Source organism: Furfurilactobacillus curtus (genome assembly GCF_054657915.1).
Window position 1 is genome coordinate 1,215,592 of sequence record NZ_BAAHXU010000001.1, and the last position, 26,490, is coordinate 1,242,081.

Consider the following 26,490-nt stretch of genomic DNA (forward strand, 5'->3'; position numbering starts at 1 on the left):
TTGGTCATAGTAAAACCCCCCGAGTTGGATTTTGTCCAACTCGGGGGGTTCACTTCAGGAAGATCGCTTTTTAGCGTCAATTCAGCCGTTTTCAAAAGTTAAGTTTTGCTAATGCGACGAATGTCCATGACCAAATGGATGCCACCAATCGCTCATCGTAAGCGCAATCTTTTCACCAACGAGCGTGACCACGGAACCAATCAAAATGATGACAATTCCGATGACCGTATTCACATAGATCGGTTCACCTAACACAATCAGTGCTAAAATCGGGGCCAATGCTGGTTTGATGAAAAAGATCAATGAGGCAACGGGAATTCCCGCTTCATCCATCACGATAAAGTAGAGCCCAAAAGCGACCCCCGTCACTAAGATGCTGACATAAGCCAGCAGTGGCAGTGCTTGCCAGCTTAAATTAGCAAAGAAAGGCACGTCGCTAAAGCCCTTAATCCCGCGTAACACATTAGCTTCAATGGGAATATGCGTTGATAACATCAAGACACCTAATTCAAAGGCCCCAGCGATAAATGAAAAGCAGGTCATCGTCAGCCCATCAAAGTGGCGTTGATTGGCGTTGACTCGTGAAATCACCCCGTAAAGTCCGAAGGTGATTGAGCAGGCCAGCCCTAATACAATCCCCAACGGATTAGTAAGTTTAAACGGATCAATGATGACAATTAAACCAATCAGGGTCAAGATAACCGCAATCGTGTTCGTTCGCGTCATGCGTTCACCAAGAAAAATTAAGCCAATTAACATCCCAAACACCGGATTCGCACTCAATAAAATTGCCACCGTGGATGCTGCTGTCGCTTGGATCGCCATCTGGTACAACGTCATGCTAACCACGACGCAAGCAAACCCAGTGACACTAAACGCAAACCAATCTCGCCAATGCAAGTGTTGTTGGCGCCGTCGTAATGTATGAATTGCAATTGGTAATAAAGCTAGACCGCCACAAAGAAAACGAATAAAGTTAAGTTCGATGGGATTGAAGCTACCCCCAGCGATCTTTAAGGCGATTTCCATTGAGCTAAATAAAAAAGTTGAAATTAAGACGTAGACGAGCGTTTTAACTTTCACGGTTAAATCTAATTCCCCTCTCTAAATGCCAAGCGGGCGTTGCCGAACGTCCGTGATGATTAAAAAACTACCTTTTCATCATACCATACCAGTAAAGCAGCGTAAGTTGATCCGCATACTGCGGTACGTTAACAAAACTGGCTTGAATGACGATTGAAATCATTGAGACCAATTACGTATCCGCAATGATCAGCGTCAGTTTAAGAAATGAGGTCTGATTCACCATGCAACCATTGTTAGGTTTAAAGGGAAGTACTAATCCTGATCAGTATCGGCAACGCTTAGCCGATCACCCCGATGTCTTTGAATTTTTTCTAGATCAAAATGACTTAACGACTGCCGGCCTTAAGCATTTACAGACCGCTATTGATGAAGTTAAACAAGTCACGGACCGAATCGTGTTACATCAACCAATGCGTTACAAGGGTTGGTTCGTGGAGATGGTCACCCCGGCCAAAAAAATGCCGGAACTCTACCAATTTCTCCGGTATAGTTCCGACACGCTAATTGCGCTTGCGCAAGCAAATGACATTCAATTGTTACTGCATGGTTCTTATTCGCGCCAAACTCAACAATTTATCGACATGTACCCAGATTTAGCCACTGCACAGGCCGTCGTTTTTGAACGTCTTGATCAATATGCCGAACAAGGTGGCACTCACATCATGTTTGAAAATTCGATCTCACCGTTATTTTTCTATGGTGACCCAACCATGGATCAGATGATCTTTAACCACCACTATCGGCTTGCGTTTGACACCAGTCATTGCTTTATCAAAAGTCATGGTGACAATGACGTGCTGATGGCCTCATTGACACATTTAGCACCCCACGTCGTTCACTACCATCTCGTGGACTCATTCGGACTCACACACGATAGCCTGCCATTAGGAACTGGGCGGATTGACTGGGCGCGCGTCCTACCGCGATTAAATCCACAAGCAAGCAGTATCTATGAAGTGAACCTAGCTGATCAAACAAATGACCGGGAAATGCTAGCTTCCCACCGCTACTTGACTAATCTAGCGCACCAACTAGAACAACATCGATAAAGTTGAAAAAGCATTACTTAAGACATGTAAACTAATGTCATACCGAATATCCTTAGTTTCAAGGTATGTGGTCGCCAAAATCATTCCTGTAGCAAAGTATACCCATGCACCTGGTGACCACAGAGAAGTATGTATCTGCGCAAATAAAAGGCCATTAATCACAACACCCAGCACTTTAACCCATGGTGTCGTCAACTTCATAAAGAAGTAATTGAAAAATAAACCGCGAAAAATCATTTCTTCCAATACCGGCCCGATGAAAACTGCTAAATAACTAGTTAACCACGGTGTGCCATTAAACAACTGCTCAACCGCTTTTTGATTTTCAGACGAACTAGTATGAATGAGCTCTTGACTAATAATTAAGGCTGACAATACCACGAGCATTAGAGCAAAAATCAGCCATTGCCGTGGTCTAGTAGGCCGTGGCCTAAAATAGGAGGGCTGTCGATGAGCTAGCCCATGTTGATACAATCGCCAAAGTAACCAAAAAACCAAGCCGCATAAAACTGTTGTGATGATCCAGATACCTAATTGAGCAGGCCAGGAGGATAGTTTTAATAATGTTGGCAAATAAGTTGGCGCAATGGCCAACTGCTCCAACAGATACAATCCAAGCATTGCCCCCACTCCAGATAGATAGCGTCGCATTCGATCTGCCATATTCAAATCTCCCCCTTTATAATTCGACCAATGATAAGCCTGTTTTAGTGATTCTGCCATAATTCGGACTTATAATGAGCCTAATCTAATAGAAACGGTGGCGATAATGATGACTCAAAATGAAATTACAACGCTTTGGCAAACTGTGGACGCGTATTTTGGTCCCCATTTCAAAGTAACCGCTCAATTCAAAAGTGATTTTGCCGCGTACGCACAAGCCATTTTAGACGCCGACGACGGCCCACGTCAGGCCGCGATTGGTAAACATGATCTTCGCGAGATTGCAGCTAAACAACTAGTTGACAAACAGTTAGATATTGCAGCAGATCATGCGCGTAAATTCGAAGCTCAGCGAGCAGAAGCTGCTAAACTTGCCGATCAAGCTACTCACAAAAAGCCGTAACTTGAACAACATTCGCTCTGACAGCAAACACGCATTTGGGGCATCAACAGTAAACTATAAATTTGATTTCTAATCGACAAAACGAGCGCAAAGCATAAGTTGGTAATTAACCGATATTAAAGGCGACTTTCGCATGATGAGGGGTTTATCCATCATGTGAAAGTCGTTTTTATACGTTGGCATAAAGTTTAAGTGCGCCTCATTTTGCGGTTAAAATCACGATTCCGCTAACGCTGGCACATCAGTCATCAACACTCTGGCGGAATCACGCTTGTCATCGATATTCCGGCCGATCATTACCGAGACGCTCACTTCACTTGATAAGTCTACTCGTTCGTTGCTTGCCGACAAACAGTGTTTGGTGTTCTTAATTCTAACCAGAGTAAGCGGCTTTTACAGCATATACAAGCTCGATCAGATCAAGATAATTCGAGAATGAACGTGTCAAAATAAGATCACGCATCAAGCCAAAAGATAAGCGAGTTAAACCACAGACAGATCAACCTGAACGTAGCGGGCATCGGCTCAGCCAGTGTCGTTATCGTTAGCGCAACGCGCTTACGATAAGACCTGACTTTGAAACCGGCGTATTTCCGGGTTCAAAGCAGGTCCACGGCGTTCCAGCCGAATGCCCGTGAAGTCCAGGTTGGTCGGCAGCCATCCCCCCTTGATAGGAGTTTGATTTTGGCTTTGTCAGTCTAATTAACTCGACGACTATTATAAATTGTCAGTTGACTAACATCTGGTGACGTCTTTTGCGCTGCTTCATAAACCGTTCGCAATAGTGGTGTAGGAACATATTGCGACGCGCTGGTTGGCTGGTAATTAATTTCATAAGCCTGATCGCTACCAGAAGGTTGCACCCACAATCGATAAGATTGGCCTACCTGTAAACCGTCAAAACGGACCAAATTGCCATCACTACCGCTTGCTAACGCCGACGTCGACAAGGTTAGCGTAATTGGCGACGACCATTCGTTGGTCGCTTGTCCATTAGCTAAGCCTGTCGGCAAATCAACTGCTCGCTTGGTTAGCGTATATCCACCGACAGTCTGGGTCGCGACAGCAGTCTTTTTAGCGGGTTTAGGTTTGACGGCCGCCTTTCGTGGTCGCTGAGTCTGATTTTTAGCCGGCTTTTTGACCGTTGAATGAGGTTTGTTAGTTGATGTCGACGGCTGGGTCGCCTCAGTTTGGCGAGCAACTGGGTGAATTGTTAACACACTGACCCCGATTGCCAATACCGCAATAACGATAAAAATAATGTTTGTTCGGCTACGCATGACCGCCCTCCTCGACATCTGACTGACCAATAATTCAATGAACTTTTATTATAACAAAAACCGGGTTCACTCACAGCGTTGTGAGTGAACCCGATCATTCTCTTTAACTTATCTTATTACCGACCACTGATGTCTTTTAGTAGGCACCACGAGTTTTTGTTTCAACACCCTTGCCGTCATAGTCTTCTTCCATAATTTCCTTTAATTCGGAAATCAACGGTTGCTTCGGGTTGGCTGTTGTACATTGATCTTCATAAGCCAATTCTGCTAAATGATCGACAACTTTATCAAAGTGCTTCTTGTCGACCCCGTTAGCTTTCAGGCTCAAGTCAACACCAACACTGTGTGCTAAGTCAATAAAGGCTTGGACTAAGCTTTCAACTAATTCTTCAGTCGTGTTGCCTTTTAAGCCAAGGTAACGAGCAACATCAGCGTAGTCTTCATCAGCACGGTAGTATTCGTACTTAGCCCACATCGCCAACTTGTTTGGCATTTGTGCATTGTACCGAATCGTGTGAGGCAACGTGATGGCGATACATAGTCCATGAGCCAAGTCGAATTCCCCACCAAGTTTATGAGCAATCGAGTGGTTAATGCCTAGGTAAGCATTAGCAAAGGCCATTCCTGCCAACGTTGACGCATTATGCATTTCTTCTTTGGCATGCGTGTCACCGTTGTATGAAGCGGTCAAATTGTTCAAAACTAACTTCAAGGCTTGTAATGACCATGGCCGTGTGTAGTCAGAGGCCAAGCTAGAAACGTAAGATTCTAAGGCGTGGCAGAAGACATCTAAGCCTGAGTAGGCAATCGTCTTCTTAGGTACCGTCATAATGAATTGCGGGTCCACAATGGCAACATCTGGTGTCAATGCGTAGTCAGCTAATGGATACTTGACATGGGTCTGTGAGTCCGTGATAACGGCAAATGGGGTCACTTCAGAACCGGTGCCTGAAGTGGTTGGAATCGCGACAAACTTCGCCTTGTTTGGCTTTTCAAACGTATAAGTCCGTTTACGAATGTCCAAGTATTTTTGCTTAGCACCGAAGAAGTCAGCACCTGGGTGCTCATAGAACATCCACATGTTCTTAGCTGCATCCAATGGCGAACCACCACCAATGGCAATGATTGTGTCTGGCTTAAATTCGTTCATTAACCGAACCCCACGATCAACTGTGTCCGTTGATGGGTCTGGTTCAACTTGATCAAAGACTTCGATTTGAATGTCTGTGCCATTTGGTCGTTTACGCAACCGATCGCGCACGATATCCACATAACCGTTCTTAACCATCGAAGGTGAAGCAACGACGAAGACTTTTTCAATGCCTTCCATATCAGTTAGATAGCGAACGGAATTCTTTTCAAAGTAAACTTTGCTTGGGATCTTAATCCATTGCATATTATTTCTCCGTTTCGCAATCGTCTTCACGTTGATCAAATCAAAGGATGACACGTTATGCGAAACAGCGTTCTTACCCCATGAACCGGTTCCTAATGTTAAGGAAGGAATCATGTTGTTGTAAATGTTACCAATCCCACCAACAGCTGATGGTGTGTTAACCAATACCCGGCTGGCCTTCATGCGAACGCCAAATTCGGTCATCAAATCTTGATCCTCTGTCTGAATGCCGGCTGTGTGGCCAAGGCCACCAAAGTTCAACAATTCTTCACAGCGCTTCAAGGCTTCTTCGCGAGAAGCTGCTTTGTAGACGGATAAGACTGGTGATAGCTTTTCAGCTGACAATGGATAATCTGGACCGACACCATCAATTTCTGCCAATAGAACCTTCGTGTTTTCTGGGACTTTGATACCAGCTAATTTGGCAATATCATAAGCTGATTTACCAGCGATTGGCCCCTTAACACCATGTGTCACTGGATTAAACATAGCGTCAGCTAAGGCTTTTTGATCGGCCTTCTTAACTAAGAAGGAACCTAAACGCTGAAATTCGGCCATTACTTCGTCGTAAATTTCTGCATCGATCACCGCTGAGTTTTCGGATGCACAAACCATCCCATTATCAAACGTCTTCGACAACGTAATGTCGTTAACCGCCCGTTTGATATTAGCTGATTTTTCCACGTACACGGGACCGTTACCAGGGCCAACGCCTAAAGCTGGCTTCCCAGTTGAGTAGGCTGCCTTCACCATGCCAGGACCACCAGTTGCTAACGTTGAAGCAATGCCATCATTGTTAATTAGGGCATCCGTTGCTTCAATGGAAGGTTCGTCGATCCATTGAATCATACCTTCTGGCGCACCGGCCGCAATTGCTGCGTCTCGAACAATCGTCGCAGCTGCTACACAACTCTTTTGAGCTTGTGGGTGGAATGCAAAGATGATCGGGTTACGGGTCTTCACGGCGATTTCAGCCTTAAAGACTACCGTTGACGTTGGGTTGGTGACGGGAGTGATTCCGGCAATCACGCCAAGTGGTTCAGCTACTTCGGTGATCTCTTCTACATCATCTTCACGGATAATACCAACTGTCTTGTCATCCTTAATTTTGTGCCAGATATTTTCTGACGCGTAAATGTTTTTAATTGCTTTATCTTCTACGACACCACGGCCAGTTTCTTCAACGGCCAGTTTGGCCAATTCCATGTGTTTGTCTAAGGCAGCCATTGCCATTTCGTGCACGATATGATCAATGCGTTTTTGGTCGTAGCCATCCATTTTTGCGAGCGCTGTTTGGCCCTTATCGACCAACTTTTGGATCATGTTTGCGACATTCGTGGTTTGTTTTTCAGCTTTTTTATCAACTTTTACAACCATGCTTTGTTTGCCTCCATCAGATTGATGTCTGTTTGTTATCTCTTTCACAATTAGTAGTCTAACACGTTGTAAAAACTTTTCAAGCATTTTGATCCAAGTTTTTGATACCTAGAAAAATGTAAGCGCTTAACTCTATGATAATGCGCTTGCTATGTTGTAAATATTTTTCTATTTTATCGAAAAAACGTTTATTTTCCAATTGTGAATTCAGAAACTTTCTCTCGCTAGTAACCTTGGTTTAAGCAGCTGTATCACAATCGGCATTCACGACAAACTAAAAAAAGGCCTTCTCTCAAAAGAAAAGACCACCCTGTTAATTATCAATTAATGAATGACAAAATTTTATTTACTTCTGTTCAACTGGTTTAGGTGTCACGATTTCTTTGGTCAAACTCAACAATTGTTCTGACTTCATTTTATCCAGAATGGCATGAACAGCCGTCACCATCATCTGATCGTTCAAATTATCTGCCGGCGCTTCTGGTAAGTCACCACGTAAGCCGGATAACATCAAGTCAATAAATGTGTCATAGGCTCGTTTAGGAAAAAGACTAGCCGTGACTTGATCCATTCCTTGACGAATCGTGTCCATCGCATACGTCGGTTTCAGCAAGCCGATCAATAAAATATCCGCGACCTGCATGACCTGATACTTTTTCTTCACTGGCGCCAAGATGATGTTGTGTTTAACATAATTATTAATCATTGCGGGGGTCACTGAATCCACGTCCAGTGGACCTAACGTATCGTTTACATAGGCCACCACTTGATCCATATACAGATCAAATTTCGGCAACTCATCCCACTTTGGCAAGGTCACTTCAGCTAAATGTTGTTCCCACTTATGATACCGTTCAAAAGAATCTGCCATCACTGTATCCTCCGCTGATCATTGGCTGTTTACGTCTAAGCAAATGATATCACCATCATCTAGTGTTGTAAACTAGGTGATACTAAAAACCACATTGATACGATCACTTGTCATTCAGCTCATTTGATTCAGGCAATGACCATCTTTTAAATGAATCGCCCATAGAATTGAGTCGACTCAGTCATTGTTGCCCTTCACAAGGTTGCGGATCATTTTTAGTGTTGTGGATATTTTTCAAATGGCCGATAGAAGTATGATTTATCTGAAAAATCAGCCATATATGCACCGTTCAACCCGGCTTTTTGTCCAATACCACTCAGTTGAATCATTAACTTTTCAGCGGGCCCAGAAAAATGGAGCTTGCCCGTTGAAGCAACAATCCTAATATAGTTGACTAACCGGTTGACTAGCGCTTCTGGATTCGATGTGTCTGAAACTGTTTTGGTAACCTGTTGTAAAACGTCCAAAATATCTAATAATTGTGAATTTTTACTGCTTCGTTGATCAAGCACTTGGTAAAGGTCACGACAAATCGCTTGAATATCAAATTTAGTCGCTGAAACATCTGTTTTGGTCAATTTTATGTCCCCCAATGTATATATTAAAAATACAACAGTTTCACAAGTTACCTTACTGCTTACGTCAATTGAGGTCAACTCGGCAATTTTAATTGCTAGGGTCAGTTTCACTGAAAACCAATATAAAGAGTCTGGGACATAACTTATAAAAGGCGTCGGGCTTCGTTTTTTGTGCACCACGTCTCCATGGTCAAAACGTGCTGCCAACGCCTGCTAAGTATTCTGCGACAATTTTTGCTTTAAATTCATCATTATATTTGGTCATAGTAAAACCCCCAGAGTTGGATTTTGTCCAACTCTGGGGGTTCACTTCACCTTCCAAAGTACGGAAGATGCTCACTTTTTCGCTTGTGCTCGCTCTCAATTCGGCGTCATTTCCCACTCTCTTGTTTAAATACTGTTCATTATGACCTAGTCAAAAAGTTTAAAAAATTCAGCCACAGAAACATCACATCGTTAAGTCAACGTCGCTGCTTGCTTCCAACTCATCATAATAAGCTGCCGAAGTCGCATTGATGTATGGGGTGATCCAGAAGAATCCGATACCCAAGCTCACCATTCCTAGCAGAATCCAGCCTAAGAAACTAAGCTGTAACACGAAGAATTCCCATTTGTGACCACGCATTAACTGAGCGCTTATTGATAAGGCAGGCATCATGCCTTGCCAAACGCTGGCATCAGGATTGGCATCATGGAGATCTTTATAGACATAAACGGCTTGGCTCCACATTAAACCAACAATAATTCCGGGAATCAATAACAAAAACAAGCCAATCCCGACCACGAAAGTAATTATCAGCCATTGTAATAACAAGGCAAAGACTGCTGGTGTCGCGATTACACTAAAGGCATCCCGCAATGGTCGAATCTCACGATTTGGCTGGCGAATCCAACTCAAAAAAGTAAACCAGACCCCAAAATTAATCGCTACAGCTAACACACTAACTAAAAAGCTGCTACTGCCAACTTGACCGTTCACGTTAAAATTCGCATATTGTTGTCGCATTGACACGCCAAAACTGCCATACGCTAAAATTACCGTCAACGCGTTCAGCCCGACTGCCTGTCCCCAATGTCCTCGAAGCACATCTTTAGCTGACTGCTTTAATTCAGCTCTTGTTTTCATGGTCAATCATCTCCTTACTAACATTACTTATCATAAGTGTTTCAATTAGATCTTACTAAACCAAGCAGAAGTGGCACAACTTACTTGCTCTTTAATCTTCTTCGTTGATCAATCGTTCTAATTCACGATTAATATCTGTCAGTTGATAGCCCTTTCCGTATAGCGTTCGCTTAGTACGATTCTGACGCTCGCGACCCGTATAGCTCCGATTACGTTGCCAAACCTTTGTCGCTTCCCGCTGCAACAACGCGTCTTCCTGCTCATCATCCCGTTCAAAGGTGACCTCAGCTAGGATCTGTTCAATGATTGCTTGTTGGAAACCCTTTTGCATCAGACTCTGACGGACCTTCTGTTTTTGAATCGCAAAAGGCTTGTTCGCGTAATGCTTCGCTAATTTGGTTGCTGTCGCAATGCCGTTGGCTAATCGATCGTCGGTAGAAAATTCGACCAACGCTTGATCAATCAAGGTTTCACCAATTCCTTTTTGCCGCAGATGCTGGCGAATCACCACCGGCCCTTTATCAGAAGTCTTAATCATTGTTCGCACATAAGCTTTTGCATAAGCCAAATCATCCACTAATTGGAGTTCTCGTAATCGTTGTAACGTCGCGTCAATAACGTCGGCTGGAATATCTAAGCTGGTCAATTTTGTCACAATCTCACGCTCTGATCGTAATTGCCCAGATAAATAATCGAGCGCCCGATTATAAGCTCGGGCAACATCGTCAGCATCGCCTATTTGCGTTTGCAATTCTGGCGTAATGGTCATGCCTTTAAACAAGCGAAATTCAATGAGGACTGATTCGCTCACCGGAAAAGCATACTGCCCGTCTAGGTAAATATTATATCGACCCGCGCGTTTTTGCGCCTCGATCATGGTCACGACACGGGCCGATTTGACTTCAGGCTGTGATTTAGACTGTTTGGATTGAACTTGTTTCATTTGGGCTTGTTTCAATAAGTCAGCCGCAATCTTTTTTCCAGATTGCGGCTGCTTTTTAGGTGCCGAACGGCGCGGTTGCCCAACATCACCAATCCGAATCGGTCGATTCTCTTCGTTACTCACGACTAGCCTCCTTATACATTATCTTCAATATGCTGCTCAAAGCCATGATGCAAAAATTGCCATGTTATCCCGCCAGCGCAAAGTGTCACTACTGCTAGCAAGACCATCGTAACTGCCACGTGCGCTTTAATTAACATCAAGACGCCGCCCAGCAACACTAATCCGACCGTCAGCAAACTAAGCGCCTTGCCTAGAGAAATTTGTAAACCATGTTTCGGATACGTGGCCAGAACCACTAAGACACCGCCGCTAAATCCCCATAATCCCAACGTAACTAGGCTAACGAACTGCCAGCCAATTAGTTCACCGTTTAAAAAGAGATCCATCGATGCCGTGACTAAATCCAAACCGACAAAAATGGCGTAGTGGATGTTAATTAACGTAATACCTGCTGTTTTCTGATGACGATCAATGCCCTGCTGGTACATCGCAAAGTAGCCCAAGAACAGTGCCACGATGGTTAAAAAGAAAGGGATCACTAGCCAATTAAAGCGATGCACATTTATCATACTAGCAACCGCAATAATCGCTTCACCAAATAACAGCAACGTAAATAATGAATAACGCTCCGTTAAATGTTCAAAGAGCGCTGGAAATTCCGTTAGCGCTTGTTTTAAAAAGGCTGGGCCAACATTAGCATAAATCATTGAACCAACGTACACCGTGACGCGAATTAAATATGGAGCCCAAGGAATAATCGTCAACGCACCAATGATGCCACTAATAAGCAGCGTTCTAGCCAGTCCCTTAGCAACCGCCAACTGCTTATCATCATGCAAATGTCGTGCTCGCAGCCAGTACTGGAGCGCAATACTAAAGAGTAATACCGACGTAGATCCAGCGAATGTAGGATGCGTCGATTCAAAATTAGGGTTCAACGATTGCGACAAAATGATGACCACAAACATGTCAAAAATCATGAATAAACTATGTTGGACATTTTCCTGAAAGAATCGGTTTACCAGTACTGTTTGATAGGTCCAGATTGTCCAGAACATAAAAAACATAATCAAATATTCTAAAAGATACCGTCCAGGAATCACCTCATGGTGCACGAGGTGTAAGACTGTCGTAATCCGGCTAATCGCATAAGCAAAAATCAAGTCATAAAACAGCTCAAGATTGGTAACCTCGGGACGTTGTCGTAGTTCTGTCATCGCTTATGTTCCTCACTCACTGCGCTCAGCCATCAGCTTAGTTTCGTAGGCAATTACTGTAGCCGGGTAATCAGGAAAATCAAAACCTAGTTGATCTGCTACGACTCGGGCAGTGGCGAGAAATAGTTGCGTTGCCGTTTGTAGTGCATGCCACGTTGCTACTGATGACTCAAGTTGATAAGTCGCGATTAACTTGTCGTAATCGTCTTTTGACAACGCACTTTGTAATTGACGATCATTTTTTCCCGCACTAAGTTGAAAATTCGTATTAATGCCCACTGACCACTCCAACATTTTCAACAGTTCTTCACGGACTGGACGTTCAAAAAACTGATTTGCGTAAAGAAGTTCGCCACGTTTCAACCCCTTTATGACATATAGACTGACCCAAAAGAACTCGTTGACACTATTCTGATAATCTTCTTCAGAGGGCGCCATGATATGAAAGTCCCAATCTGACAAATCTGGCTGATCGACAATTGGAACATCTTTATCTAAAATCAATTGATTCAAATGCTCTGCAGCTAAATAAGCGTCTTTGTCATTCACACTGGCGATCTTTAAATCCAGTCGATTACCATCACTAAATTGCATTAAGTAGGGATACCATGGCAGTTTGGTTCCAGAAAACATGGCCTCCGTGGGCTTTTGCATGATGATTCGTTCACCAAATACTGCTAGCCAATCATCGCTTTGTCGAAATGGTGTCGGGTCTTCGACAAAATAAGTAATGTCAAAATCAGAAAATTCATCTTGTTGGGCCTGAGGATCATTTCGCGAGCCCTCCATGCCAACTGCTCGAATATTTTCATCTGCTTCAGCAACTTGCCGAATCAAGTGCATCATGGTTGCCGCACTACGCTGTTGCATCTTCAATACCCCCTTCTACTGATCCACAATCACGCCGGTTTAGTGGCATTATACCGCACAAAACCTGTTTTCCCGCATGAAAGGCCACTGAAAATCAGGTCTATCTTAGATTCAAACGCTCGTCAAACTAGCCCCTGACGCGAATCAAAACAACTCGCCCACATCATGCACGCTTACAAATGATCGGTCAGATTGCGTCCATCCGACCGGTGGATATGTACCTAGCCTTCAACCATAAAATCAAACGAACCCGATTTAATTGCTGACATGATAGCCACGACACTGCTTGCGCGTTATAATGTTGTATGGTTTGTAACAAGAAATGGGGAATATTCGTTGGATAGTGGTCAGATAATTAGTAATTTGATCATCATGCTAATTACATTCGTGTTTGCCACCTTCTTCGTTGCCGCTGAATTCGCGTTAGTCCAAACGCGGCCTAGTGTCCTCGAAGAAGAGCAAGATAAACGCGACAAGAAATCTAAGAAAATTGATGTGGCCACACGGATGGTCCACAACTTAAATGAATACTTATCAACCACTCAAGTCGGGACAACTTTGTGTGGCATTATCTTAGGGTGGATCGGTGAAGAAACCGTCGCTCAGCTACTCATGGATCTATTTGGCGCTGCTCATTTGAGCTTAAACGCCACCGTTGGTCATGCAATTGGTTCTATCGTAGGGATTATTCTGTTGACATACTTTGAAGTCGTCGTCACTGAAATCGTCCCCAAAAATATCGCCATCGATCGACCGTTTCAGGTCATGATGGTGGTGGTAACTCCCTTGCGGTATTTTCATGTCGCCTTCTATCCATTCGTCTGGCTATTGAACACCTCTGCAAACGGGATTGTTCGCATGTTAGGGATGCAACCAGCATCGGAAAGTGATGAAGCCTTTAGCCAGGCAGAAATTTTAAATCTGTCGCGTAATGCTGTCACGGGTGGTGAATTAGATCAGGAAGATTACGTCTTCATGCAACGGGCGTTTGAAATGAATGATAAAGTGGCCCGCGACATCATGATCGATCGGACTCAGCTGGAAGTGATTGATGTTACCGACACGGTTAAAGATGCCCTGCAGGTTTATCTAACTGAGCAATTTAGCCGCCTACCAGTTGTTGCGGACGGCGATAAGGATAAAATCCTAGGCTATGTCTACAACTACGACCTCATTCGACAGAGTCAGGCTGATGACAGCATCAGTGTTGCCAAGATTTTACGTAATATTATTACTGTACCTGAAACGATGCCGATCCAAGATGTTTTACAACAAATGATTATCAAACAGACGCCAATCGTCGTCGTCGTCGATGAATACGGGGGGACCTCTGGGATTGTCACAGACAAAGATATTTACGAAGAATTGTTTGGCACCGTTCATGATGAAATCGACGATGTCTCTGATGAATATATCTTTAAACAAGACGATGGTTCTTATCACGTCTCCGGTAAAATGACACTCTACGATTTCGAACGTTACTTCCAGACGGATATCAAAGCTTTTGAAGAATCAGAAGTGGTCACTTTGACCGGCTACATTATCGAAAAAGAACCTGATATCAAAGCCGGTGATCATTACCAAATTGGTGATTTTCAGTTTACTGCCCTTGATTACGAGAACGCCTATATCAATTGGTTTGAAGTGATTCGAAAGCCGGTTAGTCAAGGTGAGGCAATTGACTCTTCGACGGATGAACATGATGCATAATTTAATCTAACTAATCGAAAATGAGTCTGGGACAAAACTAAAATCTAAATAGTCAAAACGCGGGACATAAGTCAAGTGACTTATGTCCCGCTCTCTTTTTGCTTACGTTAACTTTTCTTCATCACGTCAGCTAGCATTTTCCGGCCATTTGTGAGATCTTCATCTTGATAATGCGAAGCACGAATCCGTACAGGATCACCACCATGATAGTATTCATACATCAATTGGCGTTGGCCAAAACTTTCACCGGTGACATCCCAGCCTAAATTGAGCAGTTTTGCCCGAGTTTGCGCATCCATTAAATGGCTTCCCATGACAGCACGTAACGTTTCACCCAAATCCCCGCCAAAATCACGGAAATCGGGCACTCCCATCATCGAGCCCGCGCCAATTTTTTGAATCGTTAGAATTGCCTCCTGATACATCTTCGGCAACTGCGCTCGAATCGCCAGTAACGGTTGAACATTAGGCCCAAACAACCCAGCCTCGTCAACCTTCCCTGTCAATTCTGAATTAATCAGTGCGCCGCGCACCAATTCTAGATTAGCGGTCAGTCCGCCTAACATCTCTTGGACATTCAAGTAACGGTCAACGCCAAGTTTTTGAGCTAATTCAATTGCCAGGGTCGTGACAAATTCAAATTTGACGGCCCCCCGTGATTGATCTTGATGCGTTGTGTGTTGAAATAGCCCACTGTCAATAAAGAATCTGTTTGACATCGCAACATTCTGGAAGACAAAGACGTGCGTCCATGGTACAAACACATGATCAAAAATAATGTACGCATCAATCTCATCAAATGCATTCGACAGTGGGTAGTCTTTGGTGCTGTGTCCGGGTCGATTAAATGGTTTGCGACACACAATCTTCAAACCGTTTGCATTATTTGGCAGCCAGAAAGCCAAAGCATAGTCATCATCGCCGGTAACCAAGCTAGGCGTATTAAAAATCAATAGTTCATTAGACAATGGAGCCAATGTATTTACCATTTTGGCGCCACTGACATAAATTCCTTCATCGGTCACTTCAGTGGCATGAACACCAGGTGCGCCTTGAGTAATTTCATGCAAATCCTGGGCTCGATCAATTTGTGGGTTTTGCAACGCATGAGAAACAAACACGTCATCGCGTTTAATCCGCTCCGCGTAAGCCTTAGCATTAGCCGCAAAGTCCGTATATTGATTATGGCCTAAAAACTCACTATGTGCTGCTAGCGTGGCCATTCCTGAGTCAATAAAATCTGGGGTTCGACCCAACATGCCATAGGCAACGCTGGCGATCTCTTGATAGACACGGCGTTTAGCGGCTAAATCCGCTGCTGTCTTAGGCGTCTTGAAGACGATGTCGGTTGGCGTCCCATGGTCATCATATAAATGAGTGGTTGGTTGCTCTTGTTGCAAACGATAATACGCATTTACATAGGTCAAGGTATCAGTAAACAACTTAACCGACGAAGGTTTTTCCACTCGTCTGCCATCTAAATAGATCGTCCGACCGTCATCTAAATCTGTTGGATTAATCATTGTTGTAACCTCTCAAGTTGATATTTAAACCCGCTCTACGGCCTTGTGCCGTAGTTCACTTACTAGTATGACATAGAAATATGGCAGCGTTTGCATAAATTTCGTCTACGGGCTTAATTCATTTTGAACCGGTTCATCAAAAAGCGCGGTACCCCATCTTGATTGACCGGTTCCGTGATGGCAGTTGCTGCGTCTAAAACCGCCTGTGGCGCATCGGCCATGGCAACGCTGGTCGTGGCCGCCTTAAACATCGGGACATCATTTAACCCATTACCAAAAACAATCGTATGATCCCCGTCGATCCCTAATTGTTGTTGCACTTGTTTTAACGCCGTCGCTTTACTAATCCCTTTGGGAATCAGCTCAATGTTGGTTTCACTTGATGCTGATAACGAAAATAGGCCCGTTTCCATAAACTCACGACGGGCTTGAATTAAACGATTATCGACTGCCCGATTGACCGCCAGACCGTTTGTCACTTGATCAGCAATAACTAAGACATCGGTGCGTGATTTCAGTGGAATCATTCTTGAAGTTGGCACCCGTTTACGCAAAAATCGCATGTGTGCTAATGCTGATTCGTCGCGAGAGTTGTGATACGTATCTGTTAACGTAAATAACCGCATCGTTAAATCTAAATGATCACAGATGTCGTATGCAGCTAGCGCAGCAGCTTGCCCTAATAAGTGCGTCTTAACTTGATTATCCTGGGCGATAACAGCACCATTAGCGCTAATGATTCCCATCGGAATCGTGAACTGGTCGGTGATTGACCGTGCCAAGGCCAACATCCGCCCCGTTGCCACGTAAATCTCATGCCCTTGTGCCTGTAATTTACGAAACACTGCTTGCGTCAAATCAGAGACTTGTTGCGTCTTAGGAATCAAGGTACCATCGATATCGGTCACAATTAAATATTGTTCCATGTCATTCCTCCACTATCACCCAGTTTACGCCATCTGGACCATGACTTGACCATGGATTTAATTTCGTCAAGACTGGTTTCTAAAAACATCGTGCTGTAAACTTTGAACAATTAGTCCTGAACTTTTGCAAAGGAGCGTGGCACGATGGCTTTAAACATTCGCTACATTTCAATCGAAGGAAATACACGCAATTTCATCCAACACCTGACTGAATATGCGAAACAACAACATATCGCCGACACTAATCAACCAGAAGTTAACGCTGTAGAAATTTCTGAACAAACAGATTTTACACACGAAACAGTGCCTTACTTTGCCTTTGTTCCCACCTATTTAGACGGTGGAAATGGCATTGATAACGGCGTTAAGGAATTGATGACCAACGTGCTAGGTGAATACATTGCTTACGGTAACAATCGTCAGCACTGCCTTGGCGTTGTTGGATCCGGCAACCGTAACTTCAACGAGCAATATTGTTTAACTGCGCGTCGATACGCAAATGATTATGGCTTCCCGTTCTTGGCCGATTATGAACTCCGTGGTACTAATGCTGACGTTAAACGAGTTTATAACGTTTTAGTTGATCGAACCAATCAGATTTAAAGCTATCGCTGCATTAAATTAACGCCAAAAATCGTCGCTCCCTTATTACTGGGGAAGCGGCGATTTTAACGTTATCCAAACTAAGCTTCTTTTAACTCTCAATGGTACCTGATTAGTCACGGGCATTCTTAGCCACATCTGTTTTTCGTTGCCGTTCAAAGTGCGCCCGGCCATAGACCGCAAATAGCGCGATCATTTGAACAATTCCGACAGCCAAAAACAGCTTCGAAAATGTCGCATAGTCCAGCATAAGTCCACCGAATAAGGGGCCAATTGCCCGGCCAAAAGCAATCGCGATGTTAGAGAAGCCTTGATATCTTCCAGCCTCGGTAGCGGGGGCTTTGACCGCAATCCACGCCGGTAAAGCTGGGTGACCAATCATTTCCCCGAACGTTAGCACGATCATGGTCACAATAAACGCTACATAACTGCGAGCAAAAATCAGCATGAAAAATGAAGCTGCAAATAATGTAATTCCTACCAAAATGACATTTTCAATGCGGAAACGCTCACTAAACCGTGTGATAAAAGGCTGGCAGATCACGATAATCAGGCCATTTAGCGTCCACAGTAAACTGTAATTCAACACGGGAATCCCCAGATTGGTCATGTGCACGGAAATAACACTCTCCCACTGGGAATATGCTAAGTTAATTGCCAATAGCAGCAACAAAATCAGGCCCACCAGTAAAGGCATCTGGGTGCGACGTTGGCTTGCAACTTGGCTTTTAGCACGGTGTGTCTTAGGCGCTACATTGAAATGTAACGTTACCACTAACGTCAACGCAGCATAGCATACCGCGGCAATGATAAAGACCGTGGTGATGCCGAATTTGATCGCGTAACCAACGATTAAGGTGCCAATCACCACCCCAATATTCATCGCAACATAGAGCATATTGAACACGTGCCGCGTTGAAGTTGTCGTCACCCACGTTGCCAAAGAGTTTAAAATCGTCATGTTGACGCCATCACCGAACCCGATTACCAACAGTAGCAAGCCATAAACGGGCCAGCCGTGCCAAAAAATCAAGGCAACGACGCCGAGGGTCGCTAGCGCCGCCGACATAATCCCAGTCTGCCAAGGTTTCCAATGATCAAATAAGTATCCACCAACTGAGTCACCGACGATCATCATAAGCGACATTCCTAATAATACCCAACCAGCTAACGTTAATGATTCGTGGAGGTAGTTATGTAAATAAATGGTCGTTAATGGCCAAAGAAAACTCGCACCCGCATTGTTTAACAGTGAGGCAACAAATAACCAACTAAATTTGATGTCTTTGCGTTGGACTTTCAGAAAAATCCGCTCCTTAATTTTGCACGATTCGCGTCCTTAAGGCCATTCTATCACGCCATACACATTCCAGTCGCGGATAATTAGTTTGGGCCTTAAAACTAGCGGTGCGTATCGATTTCGGTCGACAATCATAATCAGATCTACCAAGCTTTGGTCAATTGTGGATTAGAGTCTTTTAAGTGTTATTCACAAATTCGATAATGAAAATTCCTTACTAATTGTGATTAAAAAAACGATTTATCCACATTTTTGTTTTTCACAGACAGATAAATGATGAAAAAAGTTTGCAAATGCTCATCAATTCACTTTAATTTTCAGAGTCTTCCTGATATGATTAAACTGTTGAAAGCAAAAATTAGTTCTAATCAAAAGGAGATCAATTCATGAAAGCTGCTGTTGTTCGCGATAATGTTGATGGCTTCGTCGATGTTAAAGATGTTACCTTACGTGATTTAAAACCTGGTGAAGCACTTGTTGATGTTGAATATTGTGGTCTTTGCCATACTGATTTACACGTTGCCGCCGGTGACTTCGGTGACAAGCCTGGACGAATCATTGGACACGAAGGCGTTGGGATCGTCTCTAAAGTGGCCGATGGCGTGGACGCCGTTAAAGTAGGGGATCGGGTCTCTATCGCTTGGTTCTTCAAGGGCTGTGGTCATTGTGAATATTGTTTAACTGGTCGCGAAACATTCTGCCGTCAGGTGCAAAATTCAGGCTTTACCGTTGATGGCGCCATGGCTGAACAGGTCATTGTGGATGCCAACTACGCCGTTAAGGTGCCCGATGGCCTAGATCCAGTGGAAGCCACCTCCTTAACTTGTGCCGGGGTAACAATGTACAAAGCCATTAAAGTGGCTGACGTTAAGCCAGGCCAATGGGTCTCTGTTGTTGGCGCCGGTGGTTTAGGTAACTTGGCCATCCAATACGCTAAACACGTTTTTGGCGCGCACGTCATTGCTGTTGATGGGAACCCAGACAAGTTGGAAGCCGCTAAACAAGCTGGCGCAGATATCTTAATTAACCGTCACGATGGCAACGTTGACGAACAAATTCAAGAAAAAGTCGGTGGAGTTCACGCTGCTTTAGTGACTGCCGTTACAACTTCAGCCTTTGACCAAGCCGTTGACTCATTGCGCCCAGATGGTAAGCTAGTTGCCGTTGCTTTACCACAAGGTGACATGCAATTGAACATTGCTAAGACAGTGCTCGACGGTATCGTCGTTGCTGGTTCACTCGTTGGGACTCGTCAAGATTTAGCTGAAACATTCCAATTCGGTGCTGAAGGCTTGGTTCACCCAATCGTTCGCACCCGCAAGTTATCAGAAATCAACGATATGATTCAAGAATTAAAGGACAACACAGTGGTTGGGCGTAATGTGGTTGACTTTGTTCACAACAACTAATGCTCATTTATAAAAGAGTCTGGGACAAAACCAAAAACTAAATTTCATTTCCAATCTAAATCGTCAAAAAGCGGGATATAAGTCAAGTGACTTATGTCCCGCTCTCTTTTTGCTTCTGCTTTATTTAGTTAGCCCTAACTAGGCGTGTCCTGCATTGGGGCAATACTCTGATCGCCAGAAATCACCGGAGTGTGTTCAATCCAGTTGTGTGGTCGACAACTAACGATCCAGTTAACGCCGTACTCGTCAGTAAATTCACCACGTTTGCCAGTGAAATAAGCAGCACTAAACGAATTAGTTACCCGCACGCGCCCCGAGTTTGCCACTCGATCAAAGAATTTTTGTGCTTGCACAACTTCTTCACTGTCGTCAGCGTTAAAGTCCAGCATAATCGCAATATTTGTTGCGTGCTGTGGCTGATCCATGAAATCATCCGCACACAGAATCTGTGAACCCATAACGCGAAAACCACCATGAATTGTTGAATCTTCTAGATTAGGATCAATTAAGTCCAATTCCCGCGCAGTTGCTTCCGTAACCGGAATCCGAAATAAATCGGTTGCCCCAAAAACTTCTTGGTAGTAGCTCATTGCGGCTTTGGCGTTGGGGAAGTGAATATAAGGATGTATACGTGTTACGATAGTCGGTCCCCCATTTCAAATGCATGACAAAGTATAATGAAAAATGACAAAAGTGTCAATTTAAAAACAGAGCGTGAGCCAGACCGGGTGAGTTCACACACCATTAGCCGATAAACCATTGTCGAGATTTATGGGATGCAAACCACTTTTCCACCTACCAAAGTAGCCGACAGCTACCAATATTTTATGCTATCCTAGAAACATAGTTAATTTTTTAAATTTATTTATCATTAGATAAATAAAGCAGTCGGAGGTCATTCATGAAAGTCTTGGGAATCCTCGGCGCCCATAAAGAACATGGTGTCACCGCGCAATTATTGACGGCCACTTTGGCTAGTGTTCCAGCGCCGCATGAAACAGAATTAATTTACTTGGCTGACTATGACATCCACCCCGATACTGGGATTCCTAATCCTGTCTTAGATGCATTAACTGAAAAATTATTGACTAGTGATGTCTGGATTTTTGCAGCACCCACCTATTGGGGTGGCCTATCAGGAATCATGAAGCACTTTTTAGACTGCCTTCGTTGGCGCTTAGTCCGCATTGATCATGTTGGTGACGCGCACCCTGATCGTTTTAAAAATAAGCATTACCTTAGCATCACCGATTGTTATATTAGTCCGCTGGATAACCTCTTTACGGGTGTCACCGACGCCACGTTTCGACAAATTGATACGGTGATGAATGCGGCTGGTCTGATCAAAATTCATGAAATCGTATGCCCTGGCACCTTAAAAAATGGCGATCGAATTCCTGAACAAACCTTGAACACCTGTCGCAAATGGGGCGTCAAACTTCCAAACAAAGCGAAACGAGATGACAATACCATGAAGCGCTATGTCGAACTATTTATGATGATTGCAATCATGTCATTAATCACGATGGGAATCCAGACTGGTTTGGCGCCGGTCATTGCCCAAACGAACTTTTGGCTCAACTGGGCGGTTTTTGTCATCATCTTCTTTACTTTACTAGCAATCATTTTGCATGTTGTCACCTTTATGGTGCACCGCCGTCACTAATTTTTTAACTAACCTAAAACGATCGCATTGCCCATCTGGGACATGCGATCGTTTTATTTTAAACAATTCAATTAATGATTGAAAAATTCAGCCAGCCGCTTGAGGATCAACAAAAGGCGCATCAATCTCAAAGTGCGTTGGACGATGCAGCGCAATCCCGAATTCATCAACGGCTGAACAATAAGCCATAATTTGTAAGCCTTGTGGAAGTGCGTCGCGGATCGCTTGCGTTAATTTAGGTGCCATTGCCTGATTTAAGGTCAATAAATCAATGTTATCAATTTGAATTACAAACATTAGGTAGGCTCGATACCCAGCCGCCATCGCTTTGTCCAAATTATAGACGTGTTTAACTGCTCGGACCGTCGGCGCATCAGGAAAGGCGACTACCCCTTGATTTTCCAAGGTGCAACCTTTTGTTTCGACAAAAAATTCCTCTCCGGTACTGGTACTACCTTTAAAATCGACCCGTGAATCGCCAAAGGTTACCTCTGGGCGAAACTCAGTAATCGTGCCAGTTAACCCAGGAAATTTCAGCAATCCGGACGCAACCGCTTCTTTGGTGACTTGGTTGGGAGCTGAACTATCAACATTCACCCAAAAATTACCGCGTTCTGTTTGCTTCCGCACAGCAACTAGATCCCAATGCGTCTTACGCGTTGAATTGATGGCTGGCACAATGACCACAATCGCCCCTGCTAAGAGCACGTCTGCGCCACGACCAGTATTCTTTAAATGAGTCTCAAGCATCACGCCATATAATCGCACTCGACATGTAAACCGAGTTGGTCGATCGATATATGTGGCTAATTGTGAGTCTTGATAAAGCATCCCCATCACCTTCTTTGACTAACTTTAGTAACTTGTAGGCTTTCTTACTGAACTGGCGTTGGCGGCACATAGTTAAACTTTAAGTGCTGAACATTACTTGTGTAATTATTGAACAATGCGTCGCTGTCTTTAAATTGCCGCTTAATTGAACGTCGCACTTGCATTAAACTAGTCAGTCGTTTTGATGGAATTCCAGGTGTTAATTTAAACGTCTGCTGATAGTTTTGCTCCCCAATTTGGGTCATCAGCGTGGTGAAATCCTGATTAACAACCGTCGGCGTTAACGTCTGCTTCCTCAGTTGTCGCCAGCGTGCTTGTACCCGCTGGGGATAGGCCTGAACGACCCGTTGAATCAACCGATTGCCTTCCGCTGTCTTGAGATCGCCGTGATTAGGATAATTATGTGAGACAGCTGTTCCAGATGGATATAGATGACGCCCATTTTCGTATAATCCCCAAGTTGAATCCATGTCATACATGGTCGCTGACCACCGTTGACCATTATAAGTGACCAATTCAAAATTGCGTCCAAGACCGTCTTGATCATGAATCAAGTTGGTGAACAAATACATATCAATCACCGAGTTAACGTCCAAATAGTTGCCAGCTTTTGCTTTAAATTGATGGTCATCACTCGTGTTGACAAAGTGGACTAACCGCCGAAATTCATCCTTTTGTGCGGTACTTAGTGTCTTTGGCACATCAGGCGTCCACCCCGTGGCATTAAAGTCGACATCATCTGCTCGAAACAAGTCACTACGAGTCCAGCCATTACTCGACAATGCCATATGTTCGCGATTGTGCTTGTCCATATGCCATAGCTTAGCATTCTTAGCAGTGTTAAGTGTATAGACACCCCATTGATTGCCGTTAGTTTTGACCTTAACTGGAAAACCAGTCACTGCACCATTATTCTGCGCGTCTGCCAGTTGCTTGGGTGCACCATCACGCGTTGCCACCATTGATGACCACAACTTAGCGTTCACCAAATTTCTAGCTTGTGTGGCATCAATATAATTTGCCTTTAAAACATACGTGCTCTGCTTCTTCCATCCTGGCTGAGCGCGCCACTTCAATTTATGTTTCAGCTTTTTATCACGATAGAACTTTAACTTCCAATTCTTCTTATCATAACGCCGTGAACTCTGCCCTTGCCACTGCATTTTGACATAGGCCTTTTGTTTAATACCTGTTTTAGCATCTGTTATTTTAAAGGTCGCCACTGGATGTGTGTCAGTCGTCTGTGATAATGGCCCAGTTAATTTAACCGTCGCTAATTTGTGGCTGGGTTGGGGGGTGCCTAAGGGTAACTGGCGCGTCGAAGTCGCCCTAATCCAGACAAACGCCCCAATGAGTAAGCCAATAATGACCACAATCAAAGTGGCTAGTGCCCAGCGATGTCGCTGCTTTTTGGTTTGAAACATGCTAATCTCCTTGTAAAGAAGTTGGGGTTTGCCCATCAATTGGAATCGCTCGAATTAAAAAGGTCACAATTGTTTTTAAAGAATCGGCGGTCGCCTGTTGTTCGGCAAAGAAACCACTAAAAGAAAGCTTTGCGTACCCAAACAACGAGCTTAGTAAGAAGCGCTTCACCTGTAAGCGTTTATCATCATCCATAATCATTGGTTTCAAAATATCATCGAGAATTTTAACGACGGTACTTTGTTGGTCAGTGACACACTCTGACGAATTTCGCCCCTGAATTTGGTCGGTCATAATTTCAGTAAACGAGGGATGATTTTGCGCAAAGGTGAAGATTGTTTCGGCAAAAACATATAATGCATCCGCCCCGGACACTGGCACTAAATTGGCATACAGTTGTCGTTCCAGTTGCCCGCGCTGATACTCGGCGACAGCCGCTTTTAAATCGCCTAGACTAGGAAAATAATGATATAAAGTCTGTGGCTGAACCTGTAAGTGGCGGGCGATTCCTCGCCATGATAAGTTGTGCAGGGTTTCTTTTTCAGCCAGTTTATTCGCTTCGGCAACGATCAATTCTCGTGATAAGGTTCGCTTCATGAAGTGATCTCCTTTTTTAAAATCAGTGTGGAACCAGTGCGAAAGGAGCTGAGCGCTGGCACAGCACGACAATTCATGAAATCTCCAACACCGTTAGTCACTCATAAAGCACTGTTAGTGTCAGAAATGTCTGCTCGTAAAGCCACTTCTAAATTGCCATTTCGCTCACGTAGCTCATCAATAAACGCTTTTTGTTGGTCCGCTTGTTTCAAAATAACGCGATATTGTAACTCAAACAAACTGCCTAAATTAGTCGTACGTACGTTATTCAGAGCAACTTCTTTGGTATAACGCTCAAAAATATCATCAAACGCGTGCTCATATTCTAAGTCTTCAGGCACCACGATTTTCATCAATCGTTCGTTCTCGTTTCCAGAACCAAAATCAATCATGGTATATAACAGCATGGCGAGGCTAACGATCACGGTGAAAAAGATGGCATATAGTAAATAGCCACGCCCGGTGGCTAGGCCAATTGCCATTGCAAAGAAGATCGTCACCATCTCACGCGCATTCCCAGGTGCTGACCGAAATCGAACCAAGCTGAACGCACCGGCAACTGTGATCCCGGCCCCTAAATTGCCATGCACGATCATAATCGTCGCTTGGACGAGAATGGGCAACATCGCAACCGCAAAAATAAAATGACGCGAGTAGTGGTTTCGATACATATAGACAAAAGCCACGATCAGCCCCAAAACCAATGTCACTAATGTTGTAATTAAAATCTGTTCAAAGGTCACCAAGTGATGAGCCTTTCCTAAATAGCTGATAAGCATTGTTTGCCCCCCAAAATACCGTACTTATAAATTAGGCCATACTTTGAAAATGGTTGTGGATACAGATGTAATCTCGCAAAAACTTGGCTCCAAGCTAAAGGTAATGCCTGCGGAATTTTAATTTCCATGACGACCATTCCCGGTGCTAATAACGCTTTCGTCGGTGCAGTCGTGGTCAAATCAATGTCGCCGGATCGCCAACGAATATTCTCATCAAAAGTTACCCGCAATCCCCGTTGGCTTGAGTAAGCCGTGCGCTCGTAAATCACAGCCGTCCGCGTCGGCAAGGCTGTTTGCTGAACAAAATGATCAATCTCTCGATAATTCATTTCGTGTTGGGGCCTCATTGGCATTCCTCGATGGCCCAAATAATCACAGCCTGCCTGGTAGGACAGCTGAATCCGACGTTTATAGGTAATACCCTGGACTTTCTTTTTTAATTCAACAAATGCCGCTTGTTTTGCCGTAATCTGACTACCATAGACCCGTAAGCGAAGCTTTTCCCGGTAGCTACTGTCATCTAACTGTCGCCGCGCAAATAAATAATCGGCGGTATCATAATACAGCGAGGAAATCGTCTGCTGTCCGTATTGGTCCACGCTAATTTCGTCACCTAGCGCCACTAATAATTGCTGATAAATGGACTGACTCATGACATATTTTTGTTCATGTCGCTCAAACACCATTGGTATGGTTGGTGTTGTCGCTACGCTTGCCATCATTTTGACTGCCTACTTTCTTCGTGATCTAAAAACCGAATCAGTATAACACGGCTCTCGAACACTGTACATTAAAAATAGGT

General features: G+C 44.0%; 25 protein-coding genes. 6 read left to right on the forward strand and 19 right to left on the reverse strand.

Going from position 1 to position 26,490, the window contains the following annotated elements; translation table 11 throughout:
- Nucleotides 1-108: 108 nt before the first annotated feature.
- Entirely contained in the window at nucleotides 109-1,083 is a 975-nt protein-coding gene (locus ACYQ0Y_RS05880) for a DMT family transporter (RefSeq protein ID WP_407884478.1), read from the reverse strand.
- Between the two features lie 224 nt (nucleotides 1,084-1,307).
- Here ACYQ0Y_RS05880 and ACYQ0Y_RS05885 point away from each other — a divergent pair, with 224 nt between their 5' ends.
- Complete coding sequence (locus ACYQ0Y_RS05885) at nucleotides 1,308-2,135, forward strand: sugar phosphate isomerase/epimerase family protein (protein ID WP_407884476.1); 828 nt, start codon at nucleotides 1,308-1,310, stop codon at nucleotides 2,133-2,135.
- Here the strand turns inward: ACYQ0Y_RS05885 and ACYQ0Y_RS05890 are convergent.
- Nucleotides 2,118-2,798 carry a CPBP family intramembrane glutamic endopeptidase gene (locus ACYQ0Y_RS05890; protein WP_407884474.1) on the reverse strand — a complete coding sequence of 227 codons (681 nt, stop codon included), beginning with the start codon at nucleotides 2,796-2,798 and terminating at the stop codon, nucleotides 2,118-2,120. The genes ACYQ0Y_RS05885 and ACYQ0Y_RS05890 overlap by 18 nt on opposite strands.
- Nucleotides 2,799-2,904: 106 nt before the next feature.
- Between ACYQ0Y_RS05890 and ACYQ0Y_RS05895 the strand changes: the two genes are divergently transcribed.
- Nucleotides 2,905-3,201 (forward strand): hypothetical protein, encoded by a 297-nt coding sequence (locus tag ACYQ0Y_RS05895; protein WP_407884472.1) that lies wholly within the window; start codon nucleotides 2,905-2,907, stop codon nucleotides 3,199-3,201.
- Between the two features lie 698 nt (nucleotides 3,202-3,899).
- Here the strand turns inward: ACYQ0Y_RS05895 and ACYQ0Y_RS05900 are convergent.
- The 8 genes from ACYQ0Y_RS05900 to ACYQ0Y_RS05935 form a co-directional block, all read right to left on the reverse strand.
- The gene (locus ACYQ0Y_RS05900; RefSeq protein ID WP_407884470.1) at nucleotides 3,900-4,481 is read right to left on the reverse strand and encodes a hypothetical protein; all 582 of its coding nucleotides are present in this window, start codon (nucleotides 4,479-4,481) and stop codon (nucleotides 3,900-3,902) included.
- A gap of 136 nt (nucleotides 4,482-4,617) precedes the next feature.
- A complete protein-coding gene (gene adhE / locus ACYQ0Y_RS05905; protein ID WP_407884468.1) occupies nucleotides 4,618-7,254 on the reverse strand; it encodes a bifunctional acetaldehyde-CoA/alcohol dehydrogenase in 2,637 nt (878 codons plus the stop codon).
- A 346-nt stretch (nucleotides 7,255-7,600) separates the two neighbouring features.
- Nucleotides 7,601-8,125, reverse strand: coding sequence for a DUF1836 domain-containing protein (locus tag ACYQ0Y_RS05910; protein ID WP_407884466.1), 525 nt, complete (start codon nucleotides 8,123-8,125; stop codon nucleotides 7,601-7,603).
- Nucleotides 8,126-8,340: 215 nt separating this feature from the next.
- Nucleotides 8,341-8,667: a bacteriocin immunity protein gene (locus tag ACYQ0Y_RS05915; RefSeq protein WP_407884551.1), complete on the reverse strand. Its 327-nt coding sequence runs from the start codon at nucleotides 8,665-8,667 to the stop codon at nucleotides 8,341-8,343.
- A gap of 484 nt (nucleotides 8,668-9,151) precedes the next feature.
- Entirely contained in the window at nucleotides 9,152-9,829 is a 678-nt protein-coding gene (locus ACYQ0Y_RS05920; RefSeq protein WP_407884464.1) for a DUF975 family protein, read from the reverse strand.
- Nucleotides 9,830-9,920: 91 nt separating this feature from the next.
- A complete protein-coding gene (gene recX / locus ACYQ0Y_RS05925) occupies nucleotides 9,921-10,772 on the reverse strand; it encodes a recombination regulator RecX (protein ID WP_407884549.1) in 852 nt (283 codons plus the stop codon).
- A gap of 134 nt (nucleotides 10,773-10,906) precedes the next feature.
- Nucleotides 10,907-12,052 carry a low temperature requirement protein A gene (locus ACYQ0Y_RS05930; RefSeq protein WP_407884463.1) on the reverse strand — a complete coding sequence of 382 codons (1,146 nt, stop codon included), beginning with the start codon at nucleotides 12,050-12,052 and terminating at the stop codon, nucleotides 10,907-10,909.
- A gap of 12 nt (nucleotides 12,053-12,064) precedes the next feature.
- On the reverse strand, nucleotides 12,065-12,922 hold the full coding sequence (locus ACYQ0Y_RS05935) for an aminoglycoside 6-adenylyltransferase (protein ID WP_407884461.1): 858 nt from the start codon (nucleotides 12,920-12,922) through the stop codon (nucleotides 12,065-12,067).
- A gap of 336 nt (nucleotides 12,923-13,258) precedes the next feature.
- Here ACYQ0Y_RS05935 and ACYQ0Y_RS05940 point away from each other — a divergent pair, with 336 nt between their 5' ends.
- The gene (locus tag ACYQ0Y_RS05940; protein ID WP_407884459.1) at nucleotides 13,259-14,632 is read left to right on the forward strand and encodes a hemolysin family protein; all 1,374 of its coding nucleotides are present in this window, start codon (nucleotides 13,259-13,261) and stop codon (nucleotides 14,630-14,632) included.
- A 107-nt stretch (nucleotides 14,633-14,739) separates the two neighbouring features.
- Here ACYQ0Y_RS05940 and ACYQ0Y_RS05945 read toward each other — a convergent pair whose 3' ends face one another.
- Both ACYQ0Y_RS05945 and ACYQ0Y_RS05950 read right to left on the reverse strand, forming a co-directional pair.
- Entirely contained in the window at nucleotides 14,740-16,155 is a 1,416-nt protein-coding gene (locus ACYQ0Y_RS05945) for a 4-hydroxyphenylacetate 3-hydroxylase N-terminal domain-containing protein (protein WP_407884457.1), read from the reverse strand.
- A gap of 113 nt (nucleotides 16,156-16,268) precedes the next feature.
- Nucleotides 16,269-17,081, reverse strand: a complete 813-nt coding sequence (locus tag ACYQ0Y_RS05950) for an HAD family hydrolase (protein ID WP_407884456.1) — start codon at nucleotides 17,079-17,081, stop codon at nucleotides 16,269-16,271.
- A gap of 144 nt (nucleotides 17,082-17,225) precedes the next feature.
- Between ACYQ0Y_RS05950 and nrdI the strand changes: the two genes are divergently transcribed.
- Complete coding sequence (gene nrdI, locus ACYQ0Y_RS05955) at nucleotides 17,226-17,684, forward strand: class Ib ribonucleoside-diphosphate reductase assembly flavoprotein NrdI (RefSeq protein WP_407884454.1); 459 nt, start codon at nucleotides 17,226-17,228, stop codon at nucleotides 17,682-17,684.
- Nucleotides 17,685-17,796: 112 nt separating this feature from the next.
- Here nrdI and ACYQ0Y_RS05960 read toward each other — a convergent pair whose 3' ends face one another.
- Nucleotides 17,797-19,005, reverse strand: a complete 1,209-nt coding sequence (locus tag ACYQ0Y_RS05960; protein WP_459935472.1) for an MDR family MFS transporter — start codon at nucleotides 19,003-19,005, stop codon at nucleotides 17,797-17,799.
- A 365-nt stretch (nucleotides 19,006-19,370) separates the two neighbouring features.
- Here ACYQ0Y_RS05960 and adhP point away from each other — a divergent pair, with 365 nt between their 5' ends.
- Nucleotides 19,371-20,393, forward strand: a complete 1,023-nt coding sequence (adhP, locus tag ACYQ0Y_RS05965; protein WP_407884452.1) for an alcohol dehydrogenase AdhP — start codon at nucleotides 19,371-19,373, stop codon at nucleotides 20,391-20,393.
- A 134-nt stretch (nucleotides 20,394-20,527) separates the two neighbouring features.
- Here adhP and ACYQ0Y_RS05970 read toward each other — a convergent pair whose 3' ends face one another.
- The gene (locus ACYQ0Y_RS05970; RefSeq protein ID WP_407884450.1) at nucleotides 20,528-20,983 is read right to left on the reverse strand and encodes a VOC family protein; all 456 of its coding nucleotides are present in this window, start codon (nucleotides 20,981-20,983) and stop codon (nucleotides 20,528-20,530) included.
- Nucleotides 20,984-21,294: 311 nt separating this feature from the next.
- Between ACYQ0Y_RS05970 and ACYQ0Y_RS05975 the strand changes: the two genes are divergently transcribed.
- Entirely contained in the window at nucleotides 21,295-22,059 is a 765-nt protein-coding gene (locus tag ACYQ0Y_RS05975) for a flavodoxin family protein (protein ID WP_407884448.1), read from the forward strand.
- Between the two features lie 87 nt (nucleotides 22,060-22,146).
- Here ACYQ0Y_RS05975 and sfsA read toward each other — a convergent pair whose 3' ends face one another.
- The 5 genes from sfsA to ACYQ0Y_RS06000 all read right to left on the reverse strand — a co-directional run bounded on the left by sfsA (nucleotide 22,147) and on the right by ACYQ0Y_RS06000 (nucleotide 26,410).
- A complete protein-coding gene (gene sfsA, locus ACYQ0Y_RS05980; RefSeq protein WP_407884446.1) occupies nucleotides 22,147-22,890 on the reverse strand; it encodes a DNA/RNA nuclease SfsA in 744 nt (247 codons plus the stop codon).
- 44 nt (nucleotides 22,891-22,934) lie between these two features.
- Nucleotides 22,935-24,314, reverse strand: a complete 1,380-nt coding sequence (locus ACYQ0Y_RS05985; protein ID WP_407884444.1) for a CotH kinase family protein — start codon at nucleotides 24,312-24,314, stop codon at nucleotides 22,935-22,937.
- 1 nt (nucleotide 24,315) lies between these two features.
- Nucleotides 24,316-24,909, reverse strand: coding sequence for a TetR/AcrR family transcriptional regulator (locus ACYQ0Y_RS05990; RefSeq protein ID WP_407884442.1), 594 nt, complete (start codon nucleotides 24,907-24,909; stop codon nucleotides 24,316-24,318).
- Between the two features lie 101 nt (nucleotides 24,910-25,010).
- Nucleotides 25,011-25,688, reverse strand: coding sequence for a DUF4956 domain-containing protein (locus ACYQ0Y_RS05995; protein WP_407884440.1), 678 nt, complete (start codon nucleotides 25,686-25,688; stop codon nucleotides 25,011-25,013).
- Entirely contained in the window at nucleotides 25,670-26,410 is a 741-nt protein-coding gene (locus ACYQ0Y_RS06000; RefSeq protein ID WP_407884438.1) for a VTC domain-containing protein, read from the reverse strand. The genes ACYQ0Y_RS05995 and ACYQ0Y_RS06000 overlap by 19 nt, the downstream gene beginning before the upstream one ends.
- Between the last annotated feature and the right edge of the window lie 80 nt (nucleotides 26,411-26,490).

What these genes read in the sequence shown, in the direction of transcription:
- ACYQ0Y_RS05885 (WP_407884476.1), top strand. Translation starts at nt 1,308, where the DNA reads ATGCAACCATTGTTAGGTTTAAAGGGAAGTACTAATCCTGATCAGTAT.
- ACYQ0Y_RS05890 (WP_407884474.1), bottom strand. Translation starts at nt 2,798, where the DNA reads ATGGCAGATCGAATGCGACGCTATCTATCTGGAGTGGGGGCAATGCTT.
- ACYQ0Y_RS05895 (WP_407884472.1), top strand. Translation starts at nt 2,905, where the DNA reads ATGATGACTCAAAATGAAATTACAACGCTTTGGCAAACTGTGGACGCG.
- ACYQ0Y_RS05900 (WP_407884470.1), bottom strand. Translation starts at nt 4,481, where the DNA reads ATGCGTAGCCGAACAAACATTATTTTTATCGTTATTGCGGTATTGGCA.
- adhE (WP_407884468.1), bottom strand. Translation starts at nt 7,254, where the DNA reads ATGGTTGTAAAAGTTGATAAAAAAGCTGAAAAACAAACCACGAATGTC.
- ACYQ0Y_RS05910 (WP_407884466.1), bottom strand. Translation starts at nt 8,125, where the DNA reads ATGGCAGATTCTTTTGAACGGTATCATAAGTGGGAACAACATTTAGCT.
- ACYQ0Y_RS05920 (WP_407884464.1), bottom strand. Translation starts at nt 9,829, where the DNA reads ATGAAAACAAGAGCTGAATTAAAGCAGTCAGCTAAAGATGTGCTTCGA.
- recX (WP_407884549.1), bottom strand. Translation starts at nt 10,772, where the DNA reads ATGAAACAAGTTCAATCCAAACAGTCTAAATCACAGCCTGAAGTCAAA.
- ACYQ0Y_RS05930 (WP_407884463.1), bottom strand. Translation starts at nt 12,052, where the DNA reads ATGACAGAACTACGACAACGTCCCGAGGTTACCAATCTTGAGCTGTTT.
- ACYQ0Y_RS05935 (WP_407884461.1), bottom strand. Translation starts at nt 12,922, where the DNA reads ATGCAACAGCGTAGTGCGGCAACCATGATGCACTTGATTCGGCAAGTT.
- ACYQ0Y_RS05945 (WP_407884457.1), bottom strand. Translation starts at nt 16,155, where the DNA reads ATGATTAATCCAACAGATTTAGATGACGGTCGGACGATCTATTTAGAT.
- ACYQ0Y_RS05950 (WP_407884456.1), bottom strand. Translation starts at nt 17,081, where the DNA reads ATGGAACAATATTTAATTGTGACCGATATCGATGGTACCTTGATTCCT.
- nrdI (WP_407884454.1), top strand. Translation starts at nt 17,226, where the DNA reads ATGGCTTTAAACATTCGCTACATTTCAATCGAAGGAAATACACGCAAT.
- adhP (WP_407884452.1), top strand. Translation starts at nt 19,371, where the DNA reads ATGAAAGCTGCTGTTGTTCGCGATAATGTTGATGGCTTCGTCGATGTT.
- ACYQ0Y_RS05970 (WP_407884450.1), bottom strand. Translation starts at nt 20,983, where the DNA reads ATGAGCTACTACCAAGAAGTTTTTGGGGCAACCGATTTATTTCGGATT.
- ACYQ0Y_RS05975 (WP_407884448.1), top strand. Translation starts at nt 21,295, where the DNA reads ATGAAAGTCTTGGGAATCCTCGGCGCCCATAAAGAACATGGTGTCACC.
- sfsA (WP_407884446.1), bottom strand. Translation starts at nt 22,890, where the DNA reads ATGCTTTATCAAGACTCACAATTAGCCACATATATCGATCGACCAACT.
- ACYQ0Y_RS05985 (WP_407884444.1), bottom strand. Translation starts at nt 24,314, where the DNA reads ATGTTTCAAACCAAAAAGCAGCGACATCGCTGGGCACTAGCCACTTTG.
- ACYQ0Y_RS05990 (WP_407884442.1), bottom strand. Translation starts at nt 24,909, where the DNA reads ATGAAGCGAACCTTATCACGAGAATTGATCGTTGCCGAAGCGAATAAA.
- ACYQ0Y_RS05995 (WP_407884440.1), bottom strand. Translation starts at nt 25,688, where the DNA reads ATGCTTATCAGCTATTTAGGAAAGGCTCATCACTTGGTGACCTTTGAA.
- ACYQ0Y_RS06000 (WP_407884438.1), bottom strand. Translation starts at nt 26,410, where the DNA reads ATGATGGCAAGCGTAGCGACAACACCAACCATACCAATGGTGTTTGAG.